Raw genomic sequence first — 22,394 nt, 5'->3', positions numbered from 1 at the left:
TATGGTTTATCATCTGTATTTTTTTAATACCATTTAGCTCTACTTCTGAATAAAGTATAGGCACATACTTTAAAAGTATCTTCAAATACCTCTTTAAATTTTCTCGTAATCTTCGCCGTAAATTCTTTTTAAATAGCTCTTTATCGCTCTCATAAAGCATGAGTGCAAGCTTTGCCGTATAGCTTCTATAATATGACCTAGAGCAATGAATAGCACCAGATATACTAAATGTTAGTTTGCAATTTTGTTTAAACTCTTTTTGAAAAACTTCTTTATACACTCTTTTTGAGTTTTAGTTATCCTCTCTAGCTATCTTTTTGAGCTTTTTTTCTTTTTAAATTTGGAGCTTCTTTCACGATTAGATTATAAAGATCAGCAAAATAATTATCTCTAAAGGCAGTACTTCTTGACTGACATATAAAAATCTTCTAAAGAGTACTCTTTAAATTTTATACTTATCCTTATCATCATAGCATTTAAAGCTAGGAGTAATTGTGTCAACACCATAATCTGCACTGCACCATACTATGGTATCAACCTGCCCATAGTCGTCGCTAGCTTTCTCATAAGCTCTACCTGGCATCATAGGCTCAAATCCATATAAATTAAGGCTTATTAGAAAGCTTATTAATAGTATGGTTTTAAATTTCATCTTTTATCCTTTATAAATTTATCTTACACGTGATCGATAATGAAAATTCAGCTACAGCAGAAGATTTTTATTGTCTAGTATTAAAATCAAAATCATAGCAGAAATTCTGATTACTCCTTCTTTGTATGTTTGCTTAGTTTGGTGTAACAAGTTGATAAATGCCAAGCTGTAATCTTAGACCAACTTTTTGCTGCCTTATAGTTTCTTTGATTGTTTTTAGGTAAAAACATTTGTTTTGTATAGCTATAAATTTTGTCAGTAGAGTGGTCTTAAAATAAATTTTCCTTCATTCATCCTAGCTTCATTTAAGACTTTTATAATGCGCTCATCCAAACGAAAGTTGGAAATCAAAAATAAAAGGATCAAAAATGAAAAAGGTATTAGGTGCAGCAGTTTTAGCAGTAGTTTTAGGAGCTACAAGTTTGCAAGCAGCCATCACGTCAAAAGAGGCTTTAAACATAGCTGAGAAAAACTTCCCAGGCTCAAGCGTCAAAGATATCGAGATGAACGTCGAAAAGGGCGTGACTTTTTACAAGATAGAGTCATTTAAAGATGGCGTCAAACAAGATATCAAGATCGATGCTAACAGCGGTCAGATCGTTAAAGTAGAGAATAAAAATAAAAAGCATATCTTGCCGATCGAAGCGGTAGATTTTTCAAAATTTGCCCTAAGCATCGATGAGGCTGTGGCCAAAGCTCAAGCGCTTGAAGCTGGCTGGAGCCTTGACGGGGCTGACCTTGAGAACAAAAACGGCCTTTGGGTTTACGAGGTCGAGCTTGATCGCGGCATGAGCGAGAAAAAGGTGATCATAAACGCTCAAACAGGCGAGATAATCGGCAACTATACAAAGTGATCTAGCGCCCTTTTTGGGCGTTAAATTTTATAAAGGTGAAAAAGATGAGTGAAAATTTAGATCAAAATTTAAACGAGAAAGTTAGCAAGCAAGTCTTAGAGAGAAATTTGAATAAAAATTTAAGCGAAAACGAGATAGAAAATATAAGTGAAAATGTTACTAATAAAAATAGTTACGAAAATTTAGGCAAGAGCGAGCAAAGCCCTGAAAATTTGGATAAAAATCCTAGTGAAGAAAGTAGTAGCGCAGAAATTTTAAGTCAAGCTACCTCAAAATGCAAAGTTCAGAATTTATTTAAAAAAACGCTTGAGCTTTCGCTTCAAGGTGCAGCGGATTTGCTCATCTACGCTGGCAAGGCTGGAGTGTGGCTATCAAACGCTTCAAACCACCTAAAAGACGAGGCGCAAAAGGTGGAGCTATCAAAGATAAATGAAGAGCAGGCTAAATTTGAAAGAGTGGCTTGCATCTTGCCAGAAAAAGTTAAAGAGATCGTCACAGAGCGCCTAAAAACCAAGCCAGAAGAGGTGGAATTTGCACCGATCTATCTAGTGAAAAAACAAAGCTTTGGCACATTTTGCACGGAGTATTTTTATGATGCAAGGGCTAAATTTAACGACTTTTTATATGATTTTAAGATAGGCGCAGCAAATGGCGAAATTTTAAATCTAAAAATAAAAAGTCAAATTTGATAAAATAGCTGGCAAAACCAAGTGAGGCAGGTAAGGCAGGGATGAAAATTTTAGTCGTAGAGGACGAAATAGACCTAAATAGCGTCATTACAAGGCACCTAAAGAAAAACGGATATAGCGTCGATAGCGCGTTTAACGGCGAGGAAGCGATGGACTCTACCGCCGTGGCGCACTACGATCTCATCGTGCTTGATCTTATGATGCCGGTGATGGACGGACTTACATTTTTGCAAAGATCGCGCGCCGCAAAGCTAGCGACCCCTGTGTTGATACTGACAGCCAAAGACGATGTGGATGACGTTGTAAAGGGGCTTGACGCGGGTGCGGATGACTACTTGGTCAAGCCATTTGACTTTAAGGAGCTGTTAGCCAGGGTGCGCACGCTCATTCGCCGAAATAGCGGCAACGTGGCTAGTGAAATTTGCGCAGGCGAGCTAAAGATCGACCTTTCTAAAAAGTCAGTCGAATTTAGCGGCGAGCGGGTAGAGCTCACTGGCAAAGAGTATGAAATTTTAGAGTTTTTGATGCTAAATAAGGGCAGAATTTTAACTCGCGACCAGATCAAAGAGCACGTCTGGGACTTTGACTACACGGGCGGCTCAAACGTCATCGACGTGCTTATAAAAAACATAAGAAAAAAGCTTGGCGAGTGCGAGGTGATCCAGACTAAAAGAGGGCTTGGCTATGTTGTTAAGGATTAAACAAGCGCTTGCAAACATCCCAATAACCGCGCGCGTAACGCTTTGGTACTCGTTTTTTATCATCGTTATCGTGGCGGCTCTAGTTGCTATCTCGGCGGTCGTGGCGGATGAGGTTTTTGAGGACGTGAGCCAAAAAAAGCTAGCCAAATCAGTCACCAAAATAGCCAACGATATGGATGAGTTTGAGCCATATGATGATGGGGTATTTTTTGTAAAATATAACGCAAAAGGCGATGTGATCGGTGGTCTAGCGCCAAAACACTTTCAAATTTCACTTAAAATGAATAGCGGTGCAGTGCGCCTTTTTGAAAACGGCGAAAACCGCTTTTACTACTACGATATCGCAGCTAAAGGCAAAGGGGTCTGGGTCAGAGGCGTGATAAATGCGGAGAAATTTTTCAAAAAAGAGGGGCTATTTTTACTAGCGCTTGGCGTTTTTGTGCCGGTTTTGTTTATTTTTGTGCTTTACGGTGGCTATAAAACGATAAAAAACGCGATGAAGCCAGTCGCTATGATGTCTAAAACTGCGCTTGAGATAGGCAGCAGCCGGGACTTTTCAAAGCGCATAGACCTGCCTGCTGGCAAAGACGAGCTGCACGCGCTTGCAAGCGTTTTTAACCAGATGCTAGGCTCCCTCGAAAAGGTCTATCAAAGCGAGAAACAGCTCACTTCAGACGTCTCGCACGAGCTACGAACACCACTTTCTGTCATCATGGCTGAGAGCGACTACGCTGCGAGCTATGCGCAAAATTTGGACGAGGCCAAGGAGTCGCTGGAGGTCATCTCTAGGCAGTCAAGAAAGATCACCTCGCTGATAGATCAAATTTTAGAGCTTTCAAGGCTAGAAGCTGGCAGAAATTTGGAGCTAAAAGATATAAATTTAAGCTCTATCTTGCAAAATTTAGCTAGCGACTATGAGAAGCTAGCAAGCGCAAAGGGGTTAAAATTTAGTTGCGATATAGCGCCAGATGTCCAAATTTTAGGCAATGAGCTGATGATATCAAGGCTGGTGGATAACTTTTTAAGCAATGCACTAAAATTTGCAGAAGCTAAGATCGAGCTAAATTTAAGTGTGTCAAAAACGCACGCACTTTTGTCTGTAAAAGACGATGGCTTAGGCATCTCTAAAAAAGATGTCGAGCTAATCTGGAATAAATTTTATCAAGTTGAAAGCTCAAGAAACAAAAGCCAAAACAGAGGTAGCGGTCTTGGTCTTGCCATCGCTGCAAATATAGCTAAAATTCACGGCGCAAAGCTAGGTGTAAAAAGTGAAGTAGGAGCTGGAAGCGAATTTTGGGCAGAATTTGAACTTATAAATTTAAAACAAGCATAAATTAGACAAAACCAGTTTTTTAGTAAAGCTCTATTTAATGGAAGTAAAAATGATATTTGAGAAAGTTAAAATGGTGGTTAGAGGCAGAATCGAACTGCCGACACGCAGATTTTCAGTCTGCTGCTCTACCGACTGAGCTATCCAACCACCTTGATAAAAGAAATTGGATTATACATTTTAAATATTTAAACTAAGTTTAAAAATCTAGAAGAAGCTTTTGTTTTTAAGAAATTTAAATATAAAACTATAATTTTTAGCCCGACAAAGTTAAATTTAATGCACCAAATTTACTACACTTACATCTTTATCTATCTCGATAAAAAATGTTTGTGCGCTTGCTCCACTGCCATAAGTGCCTTTATAGACTTGATTTACAGCGTGACCACTTGCATCAACTGCTACTTGGTTGTGTGTATCGCCTAAAGCGCTATGTTTTAAATTTAGTGCTGCTACTTCGCCATCTGTAGCTTGCGTGAAGATAGTGCCTTTGCCATCTAGTGCCACTTTGTCATTATTATCGCCTTTGATCTTTAGCACGGTATTTACGCTTTTTAGACCACCATCTGTTACTTGTCGGTCTATGATATCAAGCACGCTTTTGGCGTCTAGTCCTATCGAGACCGCCTGAGTGCTCTTACTACCAAGCTGTAAAGTTTCAAAGCTCTTTAGTTTATCGTTTAGATCAGCCACCCTGCTAAGATCGATATTTTCAGTAAAGATGAGCGTATCAACGCCACCTTTTGCATCTATCTTGTTGCCTTCGTAGGTAAATGTATTGTCTTGATCATCTCCCTCGTGAGTGATCTTGATATTTTTATCTATCTCAACGAAAAATGTCTTTGTGTTAGCTCCATCAGTGTATGTGCCCTTATAGACTTGATTTACTGCATGGTCTATTTTAAGTATCGTAGTATTTCCGCTGGCATCATTTATTACGTTTTTATGATCATGATATGTTTTACTGCCGCTATCAGCTGTGACTTCTACTTTGTTAAATTCATCTCCAATGGCTTGACTATGTTTCCAGTTAAGCATAGTCACTTCTTTATCAGTAGCTAGTTCAAATTTATTATTTCCATCACTTATTAGCTTCACGCCATCTTCATCATCGCCTGAGATTTTTAAGACAGTATTCATACTTTGTGTATCTTGTATCTTTTTTCTGCCACTTCCTGAACCAATGGTTATGGTGGTCTCTTTTGAGTCTATGATATCAAGAACGTTTTTAGTATTGAGTGATATTGAGACAGCTTGGGTTTCAGTACCTAGTTGCAAACGTTCAAAACTTTTTAAAGTATCATTTAAATTACTTACTTTTTCTAGTTTTGTATCTTCAACAAATATCAGCTTATCTACACCACCTTTTGCATCTATGCTCTTGCCATTATAGATAAAGACATCGTTTAGATTACTTCCTTCAAGAGTATTTGTATTGTGCTTTAAGTGCATTACTCTATTAAAATCATCTGGGTCATTTCCATAACCATTTAGTGCTTTTCTATAGCCATTTGCGTCAGCACTACTAACGTATCCTTTATCTTCCAAAGCTTTTATATAGCTATTACTAAAAAGATGCGTGCCACTTCCTTGCGAGCCAATATTTTTAAAGTCAGCATCTGTATATATTGGATTTTTATGTTTTCTTATCTGTATATCAAGATCCACGTCCGTTCTTTGATCTATATAGTCGATATTTAACTTGTAAAAGCCCTTTTTTAAAGTTATTACATTAGGGTACCCCAAACTTGTATTACCGACTTGATTAACTGGCGTTGTAGACCAAGGGTTTGGATTTTGTGGAGGATGTGGTTGTTGGTCGCCATTCCAGTATGACGCAACTATTTTATAATCACCAAGCTCCATATATACATGATCTTGGAAGTGGTCTGCTCGTACGTGATACTCGCCATCTTCTTCTATGTATATCCATCCGCTCATATGCATGATAAGGTCTGTTCCTACCGTCTCAGCTTCTAGCAAGGTGTAGTTACCCGAGTGATTTACATTGTAGTGGGTGCCAGTGTGGTCTGTGTCACTTGCCATAGGGGAGTGTCCTACTCTTGCCATATCATTTGTGTTTAGCTCGCCTGCTGATGGTCTAGTCCAGCTTAATTTATAGTCTTTTCCTCCTCTAAAGGAGACTTCATCAAACGTAGTAGTTGCACTAACACCAGCCCACTCCATCCACTCTTTATAGTGATGTTTTACATAAAATAAATTTGCACTATCTGTTGGCAAAAATGGTCCAGGATACATAAATTTATTTATAAATTCTTTATTTGTACAATCATAAAACCACATATCAACATCAAGCCCTTTGTTTGCCACCATAGTCACGGTTTGAACGGCTAAATTTCCCGCATCATCTAGTCTTTCTACTATGTAGTTTTTGCTACCGGTGTTTTGTGCTACGTTAAAGCTTCCAGAGTAGCTTAAATTTCTATCAAGTGTCAGTGTCGTCTTCTCAGATGTCTCAGCGTCTATGACCTCTACATCTTTTGATTTTTCATCGTGTGGATTGTTTGCAGCTTCGCCTTTACCGCTAAAATTTATAGCGTAGTTGCCAGAGCCGTTTTTTATATTATCAAAGTCAGATTCTATTAGCTTGTCAGGCTTTGAGTCAAGATCGACTGTGATAGTTAGGTTATCATCTCTTTGAGGCACGCCGTCAGTTCCCACGTAGGTGGCGTCTATGATGTGGTGAGTTCTATCTAGCTTTTTGCCAACCTTTTCAAAGTCTGCTATAACGGTGTTGTTTTCGATCTTAGCTATAAAGCTATCACTTACATTTGCGTTTTCATCTTTTATCTCTATTAGCACGTAGCCTTTGCCGTCGCTTGTGGTATCGGGCTTGTTTATGCCAAATTTAATGTATGGCTGTTCGTCATTTGTAAGAGCGATGTTGTAGTTTATCTTTTGGGTCGAATTTGACTCATACTGGCTTGTTGAGATGATATGCTCGTAGTCCTCTTCGTTTAGGTATTTTGCGGAGTGGATGTCGGCATTATCTATCTTTGTAACAAGCTTTACGTCGTCTATGTAGTCCAGCACACCAAAGGCAAATAGCCTGCCACTTGAAGTGCCTGATATTGCACTCCCGTCATCTTTTATAAGGGTCGCATCGACTAAGGTCGGGCGCTTGCTGCTTACCGTCACGTCTGGTATGGTGATAGCGCCGTCACTTATCACTTTTATATCGCTTTGGTCTTTTTTGTTTATCATATGCACGCCATCATCGTCTAGGATGTAGCTCACGGTTGATTGTTTGTTAGTAAGTGGGTTTAGGATGCTTATCTTTAGCTCATCTTTTGGCACCGCGCTACTTGGGAGATAGACCTTTACATCAGAGGTCGTTATGGCTCCAGTGGTGTCATCTATGAGCCCGTCTCCGTCAGCGTCTTTTACAAATTTCGCTACTGGGCTGTCGCTAAATTTTATCTCATTTGTGTCGCTCTCGCCTTTGTTGCCAGCCTTATCCATCATGGTCGTCGTTATGCTTGTGGTTTTGCCATGCTCTATTGGCACTGTGATCTTAAATTTACCATCATTTAGTGGCACTTCATTGTGATCAGGGGCGATTATCTTGCCATTAGTGTATGTATAGACCTTGTGCGTTTTACTGCCGTCTGGGTTAGTGACATCTATGGCTATCTTATCGCCTTCTTTTATCACGCTTGGGATTTTTATAGAGGCCTCGGTCTTTGTTGGGTCGCCGTCATTGTATCTATTTTCTGAGGTATCTATCTTGCCATCTGGTGTTCTATTGCTAGAGCCCAAGTCACTATCAAAGCTTATTTTGGCTGATTTTACAGGTGGAGCTACTACTACGCTTGGAGTGGTTTGGCTGCTTGTGCCATTTGGTTTTGGCGTGCCATGCTCGTCATTAACCGTTGTATTTATAGATACACTTGAGCCAGGTGCTACTGGCACGCTTACGCCTGGCACTTCAAATTTAGCATTAACTATTGGCACTACTACGCTTGGGTTATTTTTATCATAGACGCTTGTGCCATCGTCGCTTACTACAAATTCTTTTGGCGAGCCACCTATGTTTATAGTGACGCTCTCTTTTGGCTTTATAGTGCGAGGTAAATTTATCTCAATCTTTGAAGTGCCGTCACCTATCTCGTCGCTACTTATCAGTCCATCGCCATTTTTATCAGCTGTTAGCGTCACTTTGACTGTGTCGCTTACGCTGCTGCTTGGCGTAGTGCTTGTGGCTGAGACGTTGCCAAATTTATCAACTACGCCAGTTTCTATGCTGCTTCCTGCCGTGATGTTTGCGATATTTGGCACGCTAAAGCTAACTGCGCCATTTTCATCGGTCGTAAATGTATATGTGTTGCCGTCCTCGTCAGTTGCTGTGCCATTTTCTTTATCTAGCGTAAATTTCTTCTCAACTGGTGGTTTGCCCGGTTCATTTAGCTTAAACGTGATCTTATCTCCGGTGCTAAGCTCATCAGGCACTACAAATTTCATACCGCTAGTTTGCGTGCCACTGCCATATCCTAGCTCGGTCGCATCTATCACGCCGTCGCCATTTTTATCAAGATCAAGCGTGGCTGTCACTTTTGAGATGGCTGGCGTGTCATTTAACTCATAAGTAGTTGGTGGCGCGGTAAATGTCTTGCCACCAGTGGTGTATGAGCTTGTCACGGTTGTTTTGCCATGGTTTAAAATTTCAACCCCAGTGATCTCTGCTTTGCCATTTACGATAGGTATAGGAGCCGCTCCAGTGGGCGTGCCGGTGCTATCAACTGGGATTAGCTCGTTTGTGATAGTATTTACTTTGTAGTTGCTAGTTTTGCCACCACCTTTCATATTTGTTTTTATCGTGATGATGTCGCCATTTTTAGCAACGTCTGGGATATGGGCGTCTATGCTTGTGATGATCTTTTTGCCATCAGGAGTTTTTGGTAGCGAGTTTAGCTGTGCTCCTCCTAGAAAGCCCTTTTTATCGCCAGTGTCGCTTGTGAGGTTGAAATTTAGCACGATGTTTGGCTCTGGTTGCGTAAAATTTAGGTTTTGAGTGCCAAATCCATCGTATGAGACCCCACCGATCTTAGCCTCGCCAACTGGCCATTTGATCTCGTCATGCCTAGCTTCAAGAGCGCGCAAACCAGTATAGAAGTCGTAGATATTTGAGTAGTGGCCGCCTAGTTCAAATTTGATGCCACCACTGCTGCCCATAGAGGCAGAGTATTGCGATGATGAGCCGTGAGGAGATAGCTCTTGATGGGAGATTTGATCATCGTCATTTGCGTGTTCTTTGTGGTTTTCAAGGATGTTTGCATTTTTTGGGATGACTAGCTCGCCTTTATGCTCGGCAAAGACATTTATAGTGTGAAATACCGAGCTAAAGCCGACATAAGCCTTTTCGCCGTCATCAAAAACAATGGTAAGGTTCGAGTTTTCGCTCGTTTTTATATCATCACCAAGGTAAATTTCATCGCCTTTGTGCAGCACCCTCATAGTGCCGTCCCTGCTTATGGCGATGGCTTCACCCTTGATCTTTTTGATAACGCCGATCCTTATGGCGTCAAAATTTGGCATTTTTTCATCCCTGCAAAATGTGTGTATTGTAGTATCGGAAAATCTCTTAAAATTTATATAGTTTGTACTACATCACCTCGACATGTACGTTTTTATCTATCTCGACAAAAAATGTCTGCCCAGCGTCGTTTTTGCCTCTATAGACTTGATTGACCGCGTCGCCACTTGGCTCTATTGTGAGCTTGTTATAATCAGCTCCGATGACGCTATGCTTTGTATTTAGGGCGGCTACTTCGCCATTTGTGGCCTTTACGAAATTTCCAACTAGCTGCACCACGTCGTCACTATCTCCTGAAATTTTAAGGATGGTATTTAGGCTTACTTTACCATCAGGCCCTTTGGTAGGGTTGGAGTCTATCATGTCGCTTATGTTTTGCCCATTTAGCTTTAGTTTCACGGCCTTTGTGCTGTCAAGCTCGATGCGCTCAAAGCTCTCAAGGCGCTTATCTAGCTCCTCTATCTTTGTTAGATCCACGTTTTGGGTAAAAAGTAGCGTGTCTATACCGCCTTTTGCGTCGATATCGTGTGAGTTAAAGATAAATTCGTCATCATCGTTACTACCAACGTCTTTTGTACCTTTAAATTCTAGGCTATAAGGCTCATTAAAGTCGCTTGCATTGCTACCAAATATAGTGCCATCAGGCTTTTTGGCTGCTTTATAAAATGTATCGCTCTCTTTTGTCACAAGATGATTGTGTTCAAGAGCCTCCATGTAGGCATTGCTGACTAGTTTTATATTAGGGTCTTCTGAAATAATTTTATTATTAGGGCTGATGCCAGAGAATGTTATAAAACTATAACTATATCTATCATCAGATACTTCTATATGTACTTTATAAAAGCCGTAGTCTTCTGTTAAATTTAGGCTACTTGTGCTTACGTTTTGTGAGATATTGCCTTCGTCTAAGCCACCATTTCCGCTTGCCGATCCAAATGGCTGCCATGAAATTTCTCTACCATCAAATTCAAACTTCATACTTTGCCTTTCATTCTTTTCATTATAATAAAAATTATTAATATCACTACGATTTTTTATAAATATCCAGCCATCCATGCTGACCATTACTCCATCTGCTGTGATCTTGGACTCATATAGTTTATAGTATCCGTTTAGATTTTTTGGCTTGAAGGGGCTAGTCATATTTTCGCTTAGTCTATCATTGGCATAGTCTGCATTTGGAGCTCTGCCTATCTTAGCAAGCTCCATAGCTGTCGGAGTACGGTCGCGTAGTCTGCTAGCTTTAGCTGGATCTGATGTGTCGAAAGATCCAGGATCAATCTGTTGTCCGCTATAGTAATATAGGTCATTAAATGTACTTGTCGCACTTACGTGATGGCTTGCACTCCACTCTTTTAGTATGCTTTTGTTATTATGCTCTATATCATAATAATCAAGCCCTCGCCCATGGTTTCTAGCTGAGTCATAAAGCCATATATCTGCGTCTAGTCCTCTGTTTGTGACCTTTAACACATTTATGGTATCTATAAATGGCTCTTCTTTCGGCTCTGCAGCGCCGCCGCTTTTTTCTATAAGCGTGCTTGAAGCGCCTGAGACGCTTTTTAGCTGGGCTAACTGGGTGCTACTTACGTTTGGCTCTAAAGATCTGTGTTGGTTGTAAATTTGATGGATATTTGCGCTATGTCCGCTTGTGACAAAGCTCGCCGCGCTTAAAGATATGCCCTCGCTCGCCGATGATCCGTATCCGCGCTCGCTCTCGCCTTTTTCTTCTGCTGGTTTTGTTGAAATTTTTAAAATTTCATCTAAATTTATGCTTTGATGAGCACTTAAATTTATCTCCTCGCCACCTTCTAAAGTGATCTTAGCGTCTAAATTTTTAGTAAAAATTTTCTCACCAGCGTAAATTTCATCGCCATCTTTTAGCATTTTTATACTTCCATCTTGGCTTATGACGTAAATTTCACCCTGAATGTCTTTTATGATTAGTTTTTTATCTTTCATCTTTTCCTCGTTGTATTCTAAGCCATATCGGACAAATTTATAAAACATATATAGCTAAAGTATTATTTTTTTGGGATTTTAGTGAAAGATACTAGGTGATATCGTTGCTTCAGATCAAAAAAGCCTATAAATTTATGAAAGAAACAGAGCGCTAAATATTTATAAATTTAAATTTCTCTCAAAACGGCGTTATGGCTTTAAAACAAAGTTAAATTTAGCTACAAACTACAAACCAAAAAAGACACCAAATTTAGTGTCTTTTATCGCTATCTTTCGCCAAGCTTCCCGCATGCATCAGCGCGGCACCTACTGCAATGCGTCATTTGATTTATATCACTGTCTATTGATCTGCGGATGCGGTGAATTTCATCACTTGAAGGGGACTTTAAATTTTCAAAAGGTGTGTCATGCACCGGTATCATCGCCATGCAGTTCATTATGTCAGCTCCCCACTGCTTTGCCTTTGCCGAGATGCGTTGGACGTGGTCTATATTGACCCCGGGGATGACTACGGTGTTTATCTTTACTAGCATGCCAGCCTCTTTTAGCTTGCGGATGCCCTCGTCTTGGCGCACTAGCAGTATCCTAGCAGCCTCCTCGCCGTAGTAGTTTTTATCCTCATACCTCACCCACGAATAGACCTTCGAGCCAACATCTGGTGTCACGGCATTAACAGTCACTGTCACGTGGCTCACGCCAAGACGTACGATCTCATCAACGTGCTCAGGCAGCGCTAAGCCATTAGTTGAGAGGCAGAGCAGGGCGTTTGGGAAGTGGGACTTGCACTTTTCAAAGGTCGCTAGTGTCTTGTCAGCGTCGCACATCGGATCACCAGGTCCAGCGATGCCGATGACTGAGATGTCTTGTCTAAATTTAAAGAGCTTTTCTAAAAATTTCACCGATTCATCTGGCGTTTGCACCTTTGCTGTTACGCCAGGGCGATTTTCATTAGCGCAGTCATATATGCGGTTGCAGAAGTTGCACTGGATGTTGCAGTGAGGGGCAACTGGTAGATGCACGCGTCCGTAGCTAGCGGAGGCCTTTTTGTTAAAGCATGGGTGGTTATCTAGATCAGCTTTAGTGCGAAAGATCATTAGCTCTTTTTCCTTCCAAATTTAATGGCATTTGCATGGCAGACATTTAGGCAGTCTCCGCAGTTTGTGCAGTTTATCTCATCAGGTCTTGTCCCCATTTCGCACTTGCGCAAGCATGCGTCGCAGTCGTCACAGGCACTTGTTTTATAGACGCGAAATATCGAAAATTTACGCAAAATTTCAAGCACACCACCTGATGGGCAGACGAAACGGCACCAAAGGTTGGCTATGATTAGCGAGGCTAGCATGACTGAGATGATGATCACCGTGCGAGTGACCCACTCCCATTCGCCAAAGCGAAGTGATAAAGTAACGGCAGTTAGGTACTCGTCGCTCGTTCTTATAGGTATCATCATGCGAGGATTGCCCCAGACGAAATAGACCCAAAGACTGATTGCTATGGCAACTAGCATGCCTATTTGAGCGAATATTAGCTTTTTGCTGCGGATTTTTAGCTTGAAAAAGGCAAATTTACCAAGCATTTGATTGACAAAGCCAGCTGGACAGACCCAGCCACAAAATGCCCTGCCAAAGAGGATGACAAGCGCTGGGATAAATAGCCAAAATCCAAAAAATAGCGATGTGATCCGCCCCCAACAGGTGATGATAGGGCAGTTTTGGCAATTTACAAATGGCACTACAAAAGGGCATCTAAAAATGCCATAATACGCCCATTGTCCGATGCCAGCTATAAAGATGAGCTGCACTAGGCGTCTTATCTTTGTTGTGGGAGAGTTTTTGCTTTTCTTTTTTAAATTTACATTGCCACATGCACTGCTATTAGAGCATGCGCTATTACAGCTACTACACATCTTTTACACCAAACCTTTCTATAAGCTCTAGCCCACGCGCTGAATAAATGGAGGTAAAGCCATGTTTTTCAAAAATTTCTTGCCCCTCAGTGCCGCAAACAAAGTCTGCAAAGTCATTTGCTAGCCTTTCATCTTTTACATATTTCATTATGTTTAGCGTAAAAGTGAGCGGTCCAGGTGGGATGAGCTTTTCGTCGATGGACATATACTCGATCTTGTCTTTAAATCTATCGTGCGTTGTTAGGCGCTTTTCGATGATCGAAGCATCGCCCTTGCCATCAACTAGCTCGCACATCATATTTATGACGCATGATCCGTTTGCGACCATGTTTTTCATCACCGCATCAGTTAGGTTTGAGTTTTTTAAGATCCCTTTGACTGGGCCACTTCCAGGGGGCGATGATCTAAGAGGCAGCATCACTCTAACTCCTGGCTCAGCAAGGTCTTTTAAGTCGCGAATGCCAGCAGGGTTTCCTTTTGGCACGACTAGGACGTAGTCAGTAAAGCATAGCGGTCTAAAATGAAGGCTAAGACCAGCTTTGCGAAGCTTTTTAGAAAGCTCTAAAACCCTTGCTCCAAAGAGCTCGGTCGTGCTTTGAAGTGCTAAAAGCGACTTGCCAAGAGCGCCAGCAAAGGCGCCAGTGTATTGGATGTTGTGCCCTGTTCTTGACTCGTAAATGGCATTTAGCTCGTTAAAAGCTTCAGATAGGCCTCCACACGACCAAACTTGAAGCGAGTCAGACTTAAATGGCGTAAAGCCAGCCAGCATCGTTTGTGGCGTGGCAATAGCCGCTGTGGCTAAAGCACCTTTTAAAAAGCCACGGCGTGATATACCGGTTTGTTTTAATTCCACGAAATCTCCTTTTGGGATTTAAGAAATGTAAATTTGATATTTTCGGCACGCGAAACTTGTGAAATTTGACTTTTGAAATTTGCAAAAATGGTAGTTGAAGGTAAATTTATGCAAATGTAAATTGCGACCGCAATCTAAATTTGAGTGATTATAGCCAAATGCTAGCTTAAAAATCGAGATAAATTTAAAAGATGCAGGGGTAAATTTTCTAAAGTAAATTTATCGTTTAAAAAATAATTAAGATTTTAATCATCAAAAGACTTAAAAAGGTATATAATGCCTTTTTGCGATTTAAATGGAATTTATCTTAAAAATGGAGGTTTATCTTGAAAAATAATCTTAGCATTTCTCTTGTTTTATCTAGCATTTTATGTAGCTGCTTAGACGCTCAGGTTATGGATATAGGGACAAATTTTTATAGAGATTACCTTGATCTTGCGCAAAATAAAGGCATCTTTAAAGCTGCAGATGCACCGCTGGAATTTACGCAAAGAAACGGCACTAAATTTACGTTTAATAAGATCCCAAACAACAACGCAAGAAACAATAAAGGCAACTTTACCTCACTTGGGCGAAATTTTGTAGTGACGGCAAATCACACACTTCTTGCTTCAGCTGCTACAAATTTTAATGAAAACAGAGGCTGGTTTGGCAACACACTTTATGAGTACGCGACAAATTCTACGCAAAAGCTTTATGGTGCAGACACAACATATCTGCGAACTTCAAAATACATAGTCGAAGGGCAGATCGATCCTTTGGATGTGCCAAATTTGGAGATCTCTAGCCAAGATCAAACAAAAGATGAGGCTAATGCAAACAAGATAGAAGATCGTTTTAGAGATATAAAAAATAGCGGCGGAGCTAGTGGCGAGAACATCCTTGCATACGAGGCTGGCACAGGCTCACTTGCTCTTGAAAAGCCAAAGAGCGATTCAGATGGCTTTGCTGAGGTGATGAGCGCTACTGAGTTTGAGCACCAAAATATAGTAAATAACGCACTTGGTGCAAGCGTAAATGAGATAGGAGTGGCGTACTCGGCAGTTTATAAGAGCCATTACTCAAGTGTAAGCAAACCTGGGGTCTATCTATTTATGACTTCAAACAGAGGCTTTAGAAATAGACTTTTGCCAGGAGATAGTGGCTCTGGGTTTTTTGTCTATGACACGGTAGCTCAAAAATGGGTCTTAGTAGGCGTTTTAACCGGAGTTGAAGACAATAAAAACTACGCATCTATCGTCACTGCAAGAGATTTTAACGACTATAAAAAAGAGTATGAAAATTTAGTAAGTGGCGTAAATGTCCTAGGTAGCGCGCTAGTGCAAAATAAAGATAATATATTTAGCAGCGCAAATGGCTCAAACATCACGCTAAACTCTAATCTAGACTTAGGACATGGCGGTATCGTCGTAAATAGCGGAGATCTTACACTAAATAGCACAAATGGTAGCAAGATAGCAAAATTTGCAGGTTTTGACATAGCTGGGGGTGCAAGTTTAAATTTAAACGTCGTTTCAGACACAAGCGTGCATAAGCTAGGCAAAGGCAGCTTGATAGTAAGCTCAAGTGGCAACAAGCCACTAAGGCTAGGTGAGGGCGTGGTTGAGCTAAGGGCTTTAAATGCCTTTGATAAAATTTATCTAACAAGTGGCAGGGGGCTCTTAAGGCTTGGCGTGAATGAAAATTTAAATGATAAAATTTTCTTTGGTAATGGCGGTGGAGCGCTTGATCTAAATGGCTTTGATCAGACTTTTGACAACATATCAGCCAACTCAAGCGACGCGAAGATAACAAATGAAAACTCACAAAGAGCGACGCTTGCTATAAACGGCGAGAGTGGCAAAGATACGATATTTCACGCAAGCATCGATAAAAATATAGAGCTAAAACATAGCGGGCAGGGCAAGGAGCTTGTTTTTGACGGAGGATTTGACATTGATGGTGCTTTGAGCCTAGAAAACGCCAAGGTTACGCTCCAAGGACATCCAAAGACGCACGCCATTGGCGATGCTAGCGTTTTAACTCCCCTAGCAAAAAGCAAGATAGCCGCAGCTGGTCTAAGCGAGCCAGCCTATATGGATCTAACTCGCCCATCCACACTCTTTCAGCCTGACTGGGATGAGAGAAAATTTAGTGCAAAAGATGGCATAAATCTTAAATCATCAGAGCTTACCATAGGCAAAGATGCTAAGCTAAATGGCGACATCACGGCCAAAAACTCGGTCATAAATTTAAGTGGCGAGCTAACTCACTATATCGATAAATTTGATGGCTCAAATACCTATGATAACGGTTTAAAGTATCGCCAGGATATTGAGAGTAAAAATTTACTTGTTAAAGACGTTAAATTTGACAATAAAATCGTTATGGATAGCGATAGTCTGCTAAGAGTAGGAGGCGGCACAACTAAGCTAAAAGAGCTAGTTATAAACGGTAAAGATACGCCTTTAGCTAAAGATGTGCTCTTAGGAGATGGTAAATTTGAGGTAGAAAATTTAGAGGTTAGTGGTGCGCAAAAGCTTGGCTTTGAGCCTGATAGCCTCATAAAAAAGAGCCTAAAGATCAAGAGCTTTGGCAGTGAAAATGAGCCAGTGCTTGACTTTAAAAAGGTCTTAACCCTTGGTGCTGGGATGAAATTTGATGTTGATTTTACAGCAGCACTTAAAGGTGGCATGGCGCTTGATAAAACATATACTTTAGTAAGCGCGCAAAATATCATAAATGAGGGCGCTATCTTTAACAACGAGCAAAAACTTGGGGATTTGTTTATGGCCTACACCATAAGTAACGGAAAGATCGTGATGAAGCTAAGTGACAAAAAGGGAGAAAATCCAGCCGTTTCGTCCAATGTAGTGCAAGAGAGGGTTTCTAAATTTAGCCAAAGAGAAAATAAAATCCTAAGCATGCTAGAAGGCACGCCTGAATTTGTGCAAGCAATCTCAAGCGGTGACGATGAGGCGCTAAGAAAACTAGCGCAAAAAGCAGATAAAGATATGAAAGAAATTTCTACTTCTTCGCTCAAAATGAGCATAAAAGCCTTGCAAAACAGCAATGAGCTGATGAACTCTAGGATATTTCAGGTCACGCAGCTAAGGGTAAAGGCTGATATCTCGCAGTTTAAGCTAGCTGGACTTGAAAGTGACATCATGCCAAGCGCAAAGATGGCTTACGAAGCAGCAGAAGCTAACAGGGAGAGAAACAACTTTTGGGCAAATGTAAATGGTGCTTATTTTAAGGATAGACAAAGCGATGGCGACCTTAAATTTTATGGTACAAATATCGGCTATGACAGAGGTTATGACGAATTTATCTTAGGCGTGAGCGCTGGAGTAAGCAAGGCTAAATTTAGCTCAAATGTATTAAAAGACGATGCTAAAATTTATAGTTTTGGTGCGTATGGGCTTTTTGAAAGAGGAGCTCACGAGATACAAAGCAACTTAAATTTTGCCTTTATAAACTCAAAACGCAGCCTAGATGAGGCGCAAAAAGCTAGCGCAAAAGGCAGAGGCATCCTCTCGAGCAACTACTATAAATATAAAATTTCACTCTCTAAAAGTGGCGAGTATGAGCAAAGCATAAAGCCACTACTAGCACTAGAGCTTGGCGCTAATGGCATTGATGGATTTAAAAATGACCGATATGATCAAAAGAGTATAAATGACTTTAATGTGGCTGTAGCAGCGGGAGTAGAATACGCTTTAAACAGCGAGAAAAACGCATTTAGTGTGCAATTTTTAGTAAAACAAAGTGTATATAACTCAGAAGATAAGTCTTATGTTTCGCTTAATAATTCAAGTGAGTATGTTGATTACAAGCTTGATAACAATAAGCTAAGCTACAAGCTTACTTTAAACTCAGACACCAAGCTTAGCGAAAATTTAGTTCTCTCTTCTCAGCTAAGCGGGATGCTTGATAATGATAAAAACTACGGCATAAGTGGTGGTTTGAAGATCGAGTATAAATTTTAAATTTATGTCAAAGTGGATTTAAATTTCACTTTGACGTTGGTAAAAACAGTTAAATTTAACTAAGTTTGAAATATAGTAAAAATGATGAAATTTAAAGTTTGAAAGTAGGTGGTGGGTTCACCAGGACTCGAACCTGGGACCATCCGGTTATGAGCCGGATGCTCTAACCAACTGAGCTATGAACCCACAGTTGAAAGAAAATTGTATTATACAAGAAAAAGCTTATCTAAATATAAAAATAGCCTTTTTAATATGGCGTATAAAAACGAACAAATTTAAAAAGAATAAGCCCTAAAATAGGGCTTATAAATTATTTATAATTTTTTATCGCAGCGTCTAAAATCTCTTTTGCAGCGTTTGCGTCTTTAAATTCTTTAACCTTTACCCATTTGTTTGGTTCGAGAATTTTATAAGTTTCAAAGAAATTTTTGATCTTATTTAGTGTCGCAGTTGGCAGGTCTTCGTAGCTTTTTATCGCCTCATATCTTGGATCGATCTTTGTAACTGGCACAGCCAAAAGCTTCTCATCCATGCCTGCTTCATCCTCCATCACCAAAACGCCTATCAAACGGCAAGGGATGACGCTACCAGCTTGGAGTGGATACTCGTTTAGCACCAAAATATCAGCCGGATCGCCGTCAGCTGCAAGAGTGTTTGGCACAAAGCCGTAGTTTGCTGGGTAGAACATCGCTGAGTAAAGCACGCGATCAACTACGACTGCACCGCTATCTTTGTCGATCTCGTATTTGATATTTGAGCCATAAGGTATTTCGATTACGGCATTGATTTTGTCTGGGTTTGAGCCAAATTTGATCTTTGAAACGTCCATATATTCGTCCTTTGTTTTAGAAATTTTCGTGATTTTAGTATTTTTTGCATTAAATACTCGTAAATTTAACTACTTTACAACCTCTATGCTATCAACATCGATCTTCGTTTTTGTGAAGTCTTTATCCACCTCGCCTCTTATCCTTAAAGGCGTATCTTCGTTAGCTGTTACATTGCCCCATTTTTTGTTGTCGATCTCAACAACGATAGTGTCGCCATTTTTATCAACAAATTCATATTTGTCTGATTTGATGTGTGACTTTATCTTGCCCTCAAGCACGACTTTGGCATCGTCATTTAGTTTTAAAGCTTCTTTTACGCTTATAACATTTTCGCTTTTATGCTTTGAGACAAAGCCTCCAGCCATTGCGATGCTAGCAGCCAGTGAAGCGATGATGATTTTTTTCATTTTTATCCTTTTTTGGTTGGTTGTTAAATTTAAAGGATATTATATTTTTGGTGTTAATAAATGGTAAGTTTTAAAACCTTGCACCTTTTGATGCAAGGTCTGTAAATTTATATAAGTTTAGCTAGTAAATTTTTGATATCAGCTACGATCTCGTCGATGCCACGCTCGCCATTTACCACGTGAAGTAGCTCTTTTTCGCTGTAAAATTTGCGGATAGGCTTGATCGGATCAAGATATACTTTCATACGGTTGTTAAAGACTTCGTTATTGTCGTCAGCGCCTCTTGCACGGCCAAGCACTCTAGCCCTTGCCACATCTTCGCTAACATCTACTTCGATGACGCCTTTTAGAGAAATTTCATCTTGCTCGCTTAAGACTTTGTCAAGCTCTGTCATTTGCTCAACGCTTCTTGGATAGCCGTCGATTATGATGTTTGATTTATTTGAGCTTTTGATAGCTGAGACGATCGCATTTACGACAACATCAAGTGGGACCAAATTTCCTTTTGAGATAAAGCCGTCTATTAGTTTGCCAAGCTCGCTACCGCTAGCTACTTCAGCTCTTAAAAGATCGCCAGTTGAAAAGTGTGCAAATTTCTCATCATGCTGTGCGATGATTGATGCGTCTGTTGTTTTGCCGCTGCCTGGAGCGCCGATGATTAAAAATAAATTCTTCATTTTTTCCCTTTTATTGCCTTTGTCTTTTGAGTGCTTTTTGCGGAGCTAGCAAAATTTAGCTTGATGAACTAAGTGTTCTATCTGCGCAAAATTTTACGTCGCAACCACAAAAATCATCTCAAAATACTTAGACAAGTTTTAATTTAATTAGCCGCCAAGTTGGAGACATCTTTTTATAAATTTAAATTTAGGATGGAATTTTGCCTAAGAACAATATTTAAAGAAAATCCCATCTCTTTTAAAGGCAAATTTTAAGCCTTTTGCTCTTTTTCTCTTATCCTTAGTCCTAGCTCCCTAAGCTGTTCGTTGCTAGCGTAGCTTGGCGCCTTTGTGAGTGGGCACTGAGCGCGCTGTGTTTTAGGGAAGGCTATGACATCGCGGATCGAGCTTGCTTTATTTACAAGCATATTTAGCCTGTCAAAGCCGATCGCGATACCACCATGTGGAGGCGCACCAAATGTCAAGGCATCAAGCAAGAAGCCAAATTTCTCACGCTGCTCGGCTTCATCTATGCCAAGAAGCTTAAAGACTTTTTGTTGGATGTCGTTTTTGTGAATTCTTATACTTCCGCCGCCAAGCTCAAAGCCGTTTAGCACGACATCGTGAGCGATAGAGAGGATATCTTCAAGATCAGGCTCGTCTATATTTTTTGGCATTGTAAATGGATGGTGCATCGCAGAGTAGCTGCCGTCGTCATTTTGCTCAAACATCGGGAAGTCAAGCACCCATAAAAACTCAAGCTTCTCTTGATCGATTATGCCCATTTGCTCAGCCAAGAAAATTCTAAATCGTCCCATATAATCAAGCACGATTTTTTTCTTGCCAGCACCAAAAAATACTACGTCGCCAACTTTTAGCTCACATCTTGAGACGATCTCATCAAGATCGCTTTGCTCGAAAAATTTACAAAGCGGACCTTTTAAACCATCTTCTTTCATCTGGAAGTAGCCAAGGCCTTGTGCGCCAAATTTACGTACAAATTCCTCAAATCTATTCATCTCGCGCTTACTAAAGATATTGTCGCCATTTGGCACTTTTAGCGCTTTTATGCGGTTTTTCTTCTTATCTTTTGCGATAGAGCTAAAAATTTCATTGCTTGAGCGCTCGAAAATATCGATAACATCAATCATTTTTAAATCATATCTAAGATCAGGCTTGTCTGAGCCGTAAGTCTCAGTCGCCTCTTTGTAGCTCATACGCCTAAATGGCGTTTTGATGTCGTGCCCGCAGGCTTTAAAGATATCTTTTAGCATCGTCTCAGCCATATTTATGATATCTTCTTGCTCGACAAAGCTCATTTCGATATCTATTTGAGTAAATTCTGGTTGGCGATCAGCCCTTAAGTCCTCGTCGCGGAAGCATTTTGCTATCTGAAAATACTTATCAAAGCCAGAACACATTAAAAGTTGTTTAAATAGCTGCGGGCTTTGTGGGAGTGCGTAAAATTGGCCTGGATACACGCGGCTTGGCACTAGGTAGTCTCTCGCACCTTCTGGAGTTGCGCGTGTTAAAACTGGAGTTTCAAACTCGATAAAGCCCATTTTATCTAGGCTATTTCTAGCTGCGATCGCCGCACGAGAACGCATTTTAAAGATATTTTGCAAACGCTCGCTTCTAAGGTCTAAAAAGCGGTATTTTAGCCTGATGTCCTCATTTACGCTCTCATCACCTATCATAAATGGTAGTGGCTCGCTTGGATTTTCGATGATGAGCTCACTTACTATCACCTCTATCTCGCCAGTTTTTAGCTTTGGATTGGTTAGTCCTTCGCCCCTAGCCCTTACTTTTCCTTTTGCTTTTAAGACATATTCATCTCTTACTTTTGCAGCCACGTCGTGTGCTTCTTTGCTGTCGGCAGGGTCGCAAACTAATTGTATAAGCCCGCTAACGTCTCTTAAGTCGATGAAAACAACGCCACCGTGGTCTCTATATGTGTTTGCCCAGCCACAAAGTATTACTTCTTTGCCGATATCAGCTTTGCTAAGATCGGTGCAATAATGACTTCGCATAA

Annotated in this window: 15 protein-coding genes and 2 tRNA genes; 5 read left to right on the top strand and 12 right to left on the bottom strand. The window is 40.5% G+C overall.

Features of this window, described 5'->3' with window-relative positions; genetic code table 11:
• Positions 1 to 442: 442 nt before the first annotated feature.
• Positions 443 to 652: a hypothetical protein gene (locus tag CVT07_RS10140; RefSeq protein ID WP_230855692.1), complete on the bottom strand. Its 210-nt coding sequence runs from the start codon at positions 650 to 652 to the stop codon at positions 443 to 445.
• Between the two features lie 368 nt (positions 653 to 1,020).
• Between CVT07_RS10140 and CVT07_RS06490 the strand changes: the two genes are divergently transcribed.
• Genes CVT07_RS06490 through CVT07_RS06475 form a run of 4 tightly spaced genes read left to right on the top strand, consistent with a single transcriptional unit; the run spans position 1,021 to position 4,229 of the window.
• Entirely contained in the window at positions 1,021 to 1,506 is a 486-nt protein-coding gene (locus CVT07_RS06490) for a PepSY domain-containing protein (protein ID WP_107935708.1), read from the top strand.
• Between the two features lie 44 nt (positions 1,507 to 1,550).
• Positions 1,551 to 2,195 (top strand): hypothetical protein, encoded by a 645-nt coding sequence (locus CVT07_RS06485; RefSeq protein ID WP_107935711.1) that lies wholly within the window; start codon positions 1,551 to 1,553, stop codon positions 2,193 to 2,195.
• Between the two features lie 41 nt (positions 2,196 to 2,236).
• A complete protein-coding gene (locus CVT07_RS06480; RefSeq protein ID WP_107935713.1) occupies positions 2,237 to 2,896 on the top strand; it encodes a response regulator transcription factor in 660 nt (219 codons plus the stop codon).
• Positions 2,880 to 4,229 (top strand): sensor histidine kinase, encoded by a 1,350-nt coding sequence (locus tag CVT07_RS06475; protein ID WP_107935715.1) that lies wholly within the window; start codon positions 2,880 to 2,882, stop codon positions 4,227 to 4,229. The genes CVT07_RS06480 and CVT07_RS06475 overlap by 17 nt, the downstream gene beginning before the upstream one ends.
• 71 nt (positions 4,230 to 4,300) lie before the next feature.
• Here the strand turns inward: CVT07_RS06475 and CVT07_RS06470 are convergent.
• The 6 genes from CVT07_RS06470 to CVT07_RS06445 all read right to left on the bottom strand — a co-directional run bounded on the left by CVT07_RS06470 (position 4,301) and on the right by CVT07_RS06445 (position 14,501).
• Positions 4,301 to 4,376, bottom strand: a tRNA-Phe gene (locus CVT07_RS06470).
• 126 nt (positions 4,377 to 4,502) lie between these two features.
• Positions 4,503 to 9,782, bottom strand: a complete 5,280-nt coding sequence (locus CVT07_RS06465; protein WP_107935716.1) for a hypothetical protein — start codon at positions 9,780 to 9,782, stop codon at positions 4,503 to 4,505.
• A gap of 67 nt (positions 9,783 to 9,849) precedes the next feature.
• Positions 9,850 to 11,742 (bottom strand): hypothetical protein, encoded by a 1,893-nt coding sequence (locus tag CVT07_RS06460; protein ID WP_107935718.1) that lies wholly within the window; start codon positions 11,740 to 11,742, stop codon positions 9,850 to 9,852.
• Positions 11,743 to 12,008: 266 nt separating this feature from the next.
• A complete protein-coding gene (nifB, locus tag CVT07_RS06455) occupies positions 12,009 to 12,836 on the bottom strand; it encodes a nitrogenase cofactor biosynthesis protein NifB (protein WP_107935720.1) in 828 nt (275 codons plus the stop codon).
• Positions 12,836 to 13,648, bottom strand: coding sequence for a 4Fe-4S binding protein (locus CVT07_RS06450; protein WP_107935722.1), 813 nt, complete (start codon positions 13,646 to 13,648; stop codon positions 12,836 to 12,838). The genes nifB and CVT07_RS06450 overlap by 1 nt, the downstream gene beginning before the upstream one ends.
• Positions 13,641 to 14,501: a substrate-binding domain-containing protein gene (locus CVT07_RS06445; protein WP_107935724.1), complete on the bottom strand. Its 861-nt coding sequence runs from the start codon at positions 14,499 to 14,501 to the stop codon at positions 13,641 to 13,643. Before CVT07_RS06445 ends, CVT07_RS06450 begins: the two co-directional genes overlap by 8 nt.
• Before the next feature lie 326 nt (positions 14,502 to 14,827).
• Between CVT07_RS06445 and CVT07_RS06440 the strand changes: the two genes are divergently transcribed.
• Complete coding sequence (locus tag CVT07_RS06440; RefSeq protein WP_107935726.1) at positions 14,828 to 18,469, top strand: S6 family peptidase; 3,642 nt, start codon at positions 14,828 to 14,830, stop codon at positions 18,467 to 18,469.
• Between the two features lie 109 nt (positions 18,470 to 18,578).
• Here the strand turns inward: CVT07_RS06440 and CVT07_RS06435 are convergent.
• The 5 genes from CVT07_RS06435 to aspS all read right to left on the bottom strand — a co-directional run bounded on the left by CVT07_RS06435 (position 18,579) and on the right by aspS (position 22,392).
• Positions 18,579 to 18,655: transfer RNA gene (locus CVT07_RS06435), tRNA-Ile, on the bottom strand.
• A gap of 124 nt (positions 18,656 to 18,779) precedes the next feature.
• A complete protein-coding gene (gene ppa / locus CVT07_RS06430; protein WP_009294194.1) occupies positions 18,780 to 19,298 on the bottom strand; it encodes an inorganic diphosphatase in 519 nt (172 codons plus the stop codon).
• Positions 19,299 to 19,367: 69 nt separating this feature from the next.
• Positions 19,368 to 19,706, bottom strand: a complete 339-nt coding sequence (locus tag CVT07_RS06425; RefSeq protein WP_107935728.1) for a NirD/YgiW/YdeI family stress tolerance protein — start codon at positions 19,704 to 19,706, stop codon at positions 19,368 to 19,370.
• A 107-nt stretch (positions 19,707 to 19,813) separates the two neighbouring features.
• The gene (locus CVT07_RS06420) at positions 19,814 to 20,383 is read right to left on the bottom strand and encodes an adenylate kinase (protein ID WP_004317610.1); all 570 of its coding nucleotides are present in this window, start codon (positions 20,381 to 20,383) and stop codon (positions 19,814 to 19,816) included.
• A 251-nt stretch (positions 20,384 to 20,634) separates the two neighbouring features.
• Positions 20,635 to 22,392: an aspartate--tRNA ligase gene (gene aspS / locus CVT07_RS06415; RefSeq protein WP_107935730.1), complete on the bottom strand. Its 1,758-nt coding sequence runs from the start codon at positions 22,390 to 22,392 to the stop codon at positions 20,635 to 20,637.
• Between the last annotated feature and the right edge of the window lie 2 nt (positions 22,393 to 22,394).

It is taken from the genome of Campylobacter concisus (assembly GCF_003048875.2).
Taxonomy (GTDB): Bacteria; Campylobacterota; Campylobacteria; order Campylobacterales; family Campylobacteraceae; genus Campylobacter_A; species Campylobacter_A concisus_AU.
Note: the sequence above shows the minus strand (reverse complement) of the source record. Positions and strands in the feature narration are given on the sequence as shown.

What these genes read in the sequence shown, in the direction of transcription:
- CVT07_RS10140 (WP_230855692.1), bottom strand. Translation starts at nt 652, where the DNA reads ATGAAATTTAAAACCATACTATTAATAAGCTTTCTAATAAGCCTTAAT.
- CVT07_RS06490 (WP_107935708.1), top strand. Translation starts at nt 1,021, where the DNA reads ATGAAAAAGGTATTAGGTGCAGCAGTTTTAGCAGTAGTTTTAGGAGCT.
- CVT07_RS06485 (WP_107935711.1), top strand. Translation starts at nt 1,551, where the DNA reads ATGAGTGAAAATTTAGATCAAAATTTAAACGAGAAAGTTAGCAAGCAA.
- CVT07_RS06480 (WP_107935713.1), top strand. Translation starts at nt 2,237, where the DNA reads ATGAAAATTTTAGTCGTAGAGGACGAAATAGACCTAAATAGCGTCATT.
- CVT07_RS06475 (WP_107935715.1), top strand. Translation starts at nt 2,880, where the DNA reads ATGTTGTTAAGGATTAAACAAGCGCTTGCAAACATCCCAATAACCGCG.
- CVT07_RS06465 (WP_107935716.1), bottom strand. Translation starts at nt 9,782, where the DNA reads ATGCCAAATTTTGACGCCATAAGGATCGGCGTTATCAAAAAGATCAAG.
- CVT07_RS06460 (WP_107935718.1), bottom strand. Translation starts at nt 11,742, where the DNA reads ATGAAAGATAAAAAACTAATCATAAAAGACATTCAGGGTGAAATTTAC.
- nifB (WP_107935720.1), bottom strand. Translation starts at nt 12,836, where the DNA reads ATGATCTTTCGCACTAAAGCTGATCTAGATAACCACCCATGCTTTAAC.
- CVT07_RS06450 (WP_107935722.1), bottom strand. Translation starts at nt 13,648, where the DNA reads ATGTGTAGTAGCTGTAATAGCGCATGCTCTAATAGCAGTGCATGTGGC.
- ppa (WP_009294194.1), bottom strand. Translation starts at nt 19,298, where the DNA reads ATGGACGTTTCAAAGATCAAATTTGGCTCAAACCCAGACAAAATCAAT.
- CVT07_RS06425 (WP_107935728.1), bottom strand. Translation starts at nt 19,706, where the DNA reads ATGAAAAAAATCATCATCGCTTCACTGGCTGCTAGCATCGCAATGGCT.
- CVT07_RS06420 (WP_004317610.1), bottom strand. Translation starts at nt 20,383, where the DNA reads ATGAAGAATTTATTTTTAATCATCGGCGCTCCAGGCAGCGGCAAAACA.
- aspS (WP_107935730.1), bottom strand. Translation starts at nt 22,392, where the DNA reads ATGCGAAGTCATTATTGCACCGATCTTAGCAAAGCTGATATCGGCAAA.